The organism is uncultured Mycobacterium sp. (assembly GCF_964249325.1).
Taxonomy (GTDB): domain Bacteria; phylum Actinomycetota; class Actinomycetes; order Mycobacteriales; family Mycobacteriaceae; genus Mycobacterium.
Genome location: NZ_CAXUCH010000373.1, coordinates 1 through 2,767, shown reverse-complemented (window position 1 = coordinate 2,767; position 2,767 = coordinate 1). Strand labels below are relative to the sequence as shown.

Genomic DNA, 2,767 nt, shown 5'->3' with positions numbered 1-2,767 from the left:
GGGGCAGGGAAAACGACCCTGACCCTCCACCTGGCAGTCGCCGCCGAGCGCGACCGCGGCCGCGAGCGTGGCGTCATACTTGCCGACCGCGGCGACCACCGGAAGCCCTGACAGCCGCTGCGCGGCGGCCGCCAAGTCGTCGGCGCCTAGCCGCGGATACGCGGTCTCGCCCAACGTGGCCAGCGCTGCGGCGGCGTCGTCGTCGGCGAGCACCCGCAGGTCGATGCGTCCGGAGACGACACCGTCCTCGACGTCGTGCACCGAATACGCGACGTCGTCGGCCCAGTCCATCACCTGCGCCTCCAGGCACGCCCGCTTCGGCGGTGCGCCGTCACGCACCCAGGCGGCCGCGTCGCGGTCCTCGTCGTAAAAACCGAACTTGCCGCGGCCCTCGGCACGCGTCCACGGATATTTGGTGACCGCATCCAACGCCGCCCGGGTCAGGTTCAGTCCGGCGCTATGTCCTTGGGAGTCCAGGGCTTTGGGCTCCAAGCCGGTGAGGATGCGGAAGTTTTGCGCATTGCCCTCGAACCCGCCGCATTCGGCTGCGACCTCGTCGAGGGCCTGTTCGCCGTTGTGGCCGTACGGCGGATGCCCGATATCGTGCGCCAACCCGGCCAGGTCGACCAGATCGGCATCGCATCCCAGCCCGATCGCCATGCCGCGGCCGATCTGGGCCACTTCCAGCGAGTGGGTCAGCCGGGTGCGTGGGGTGTCGCTTTCCCTGGGCCCGACGACCTGGGTCTTGTCCGCCAGCCGGCGCAGCGCGGCGCTGTGCAGCACCCGGGCCCGGTCGCGGGCGAAATCGGTGCGGTGCTGGCCTTGGGTGCCGGGCAGGCCCGCGGTCTTCGGCGCTTCGGCCACCCGCCGCTGGCGGTCGAAGTCGTCGTAGGGCTCCTGCTCGTTCATTGAGCGACAGTCTGCCAAAACCGCCCAGCATCGAACGGCGCACGGCGTCGCTACATTGGCGAGCATGCGCATACCTCGCCCACTCGGCGTGATCCTGGCCGTCTTGGCTACGGCATTGCTGTTGGCACCGGTGGCCGCCGCGCAACCGCCGTTCCGGCTATCCGACTACGTCACCGACGACGCGGGTGCATTGAGCGGCTCGGGTCGCGGCGCTGTCGAGGCGGCGGTGAACAAGCTCTATACCGATCGCCACGTCCGGCTCTGGGTGGTCTACGTCGACACGTTCTCCGGGCAAGGCGCGGTGAGCTGGGCGCAGAGCATCCGCAGCCAAAGCGACCTGGGCGACTACGACGCATTGCTGGCGGTGGCGACCGTCGACCGCTCCTATGCCTTTCTGGTTCCGTCGACGGTGAAGAGCATCAACTCGAGTCAGGTCGACGATCTGCGGCGCACCCAGATTGAACCCGCGCTACATCGCAGCGACTGGAGCGGCGCCGCGGTGGCCGCCGCCAACGGGCTTGATCGGCCGCCCGGTTCGTCGGCCTGGGCGCCACTGCTGATCGCGTTGGGCGTCGTCGCGGTTGCGGTGCTGGTGTTGGTGGTTGTCATGCGTTACCGGCGCAGGCGACGCCGCGCCGCCGCGGTGGCCGCAGCGCGGCGGGCTGACCCCACCGATCCCAATGCGCTTGCCGCGCTACCGCTGGACGCGCTCGACGACTTGTCACGATCGAAGGTGGTCGAGGTCGACAACGCGGTGCGCACCAGCTCCAACGAACTGGCCCTGGCAATCGAGGAGTTCGGCAAAGAGCGCACCGAGCCGTTCACCCGCGCGGTCAACAACGCCAAAGCGGCGCTGAGACAAGCGTTCAACGTCCGCCAACAACTCGACGACGCAATACCCGAGACACCCGAGCAGCGCCGGGAGCTCCTGACCAATGTGATCGTGTCGGCGGCGCGGGCTGACCGCGAATTGGAATCGCAGCGGGAGGCCTTCGAGCAGTTGCGTGACTTGGTGATCAACGCGCCCGCGCGGCTGGACGGGCTGACCCAGCAGGTTGTCGAGCTCACCGCCCGCCTCGCCCCGGCAGAACAGCGGCTGGCCGATTTGCACGACGAATTCGACGCTGCCGCATTGGCTTCCGTGTCTGGCAACACCGCGGCTGCCAAGGAGCGGGTGGCGTTCGCCGAGCAAACCATCAGCCGGGCACGCGAACTGGCCACCCGGGCGGTCAGTGGGCAGCAGAGCGCCCTGGTCGACGCCGTGCGCGCCGCCGAATCGGCGCTCGCCCAGGCCCGTGCCCTGCTCGACGCGGTCGACAACGCCTCCAGCGACATTCACCGCGCTGTCGAGCAGTTGCCGTCGATGATCGCCGACGTGCAGGCGGGTATCGAGCAAGCCAACGCCTATCTGCGGAAAGCGGACGCCCCGCATGCCGGTGCGCTGGCTGCTGCCCGCGACGCGGCGGTCACGGCCGTCGACGCCGCGCGCGCCGGCGGCTCCACCGATCCCCTGGGTACTTTCACCCGGTTGAGCAAGGCACACGCCGAGCTGGACCGGCTGCTGGCCACGGTCGCCGAGGAGCAGGCCAGCGCAGACCGGCTCCGCCGCACCCTGGAGCAGGCGTTGTTCACCGCGCAGTCGCGGGTGCGTGCGGTCTCCGACTACGTCGACACCCGACGGGGCAGCATCGGTCCCGAGGCGCGCACCCGGCTCGCCGAGGCGAGCCGGCACCTGCAGGCCGCCCTGGATAAGCGGTCCACCAACGTGGGCGATGCGATCGCCCACGCAAACGCCACCGCGACCCTGGCCGCCGATGCCCAGGCGCTTGCCAACGCCGACGTCGAGGCGGCGCAGCGC

Annotated in this window: 2 protein-coding genes; one reads left to right on the top strand and one right to left on the bottom strand. The window is 70.0% G+C overall.

The annotated features are described in order from the left end of the window. On the bottom strand, positions 1-909 hold a 909-nt coding region (locus ACFE99_RS24675), incomplete at its 3' end, for a deoxyguanosinetriphosphate triphosphohydrolase (protein WP_375489450.1). A gap of 64 nt (positions 910-973) precedes the next feature. On the opposite strand from ACFE99_RS24675, the gene ACFE99_RS24670 reads away from it, so the two are divergent. Next, the coding region (locus ACFE99_RS24670; RefSeq protein WP_375489448.1) for a TPM domain-containing protein at positions 974-2,767 on the top strand (1,794 nt) is incomplete at its 3' end.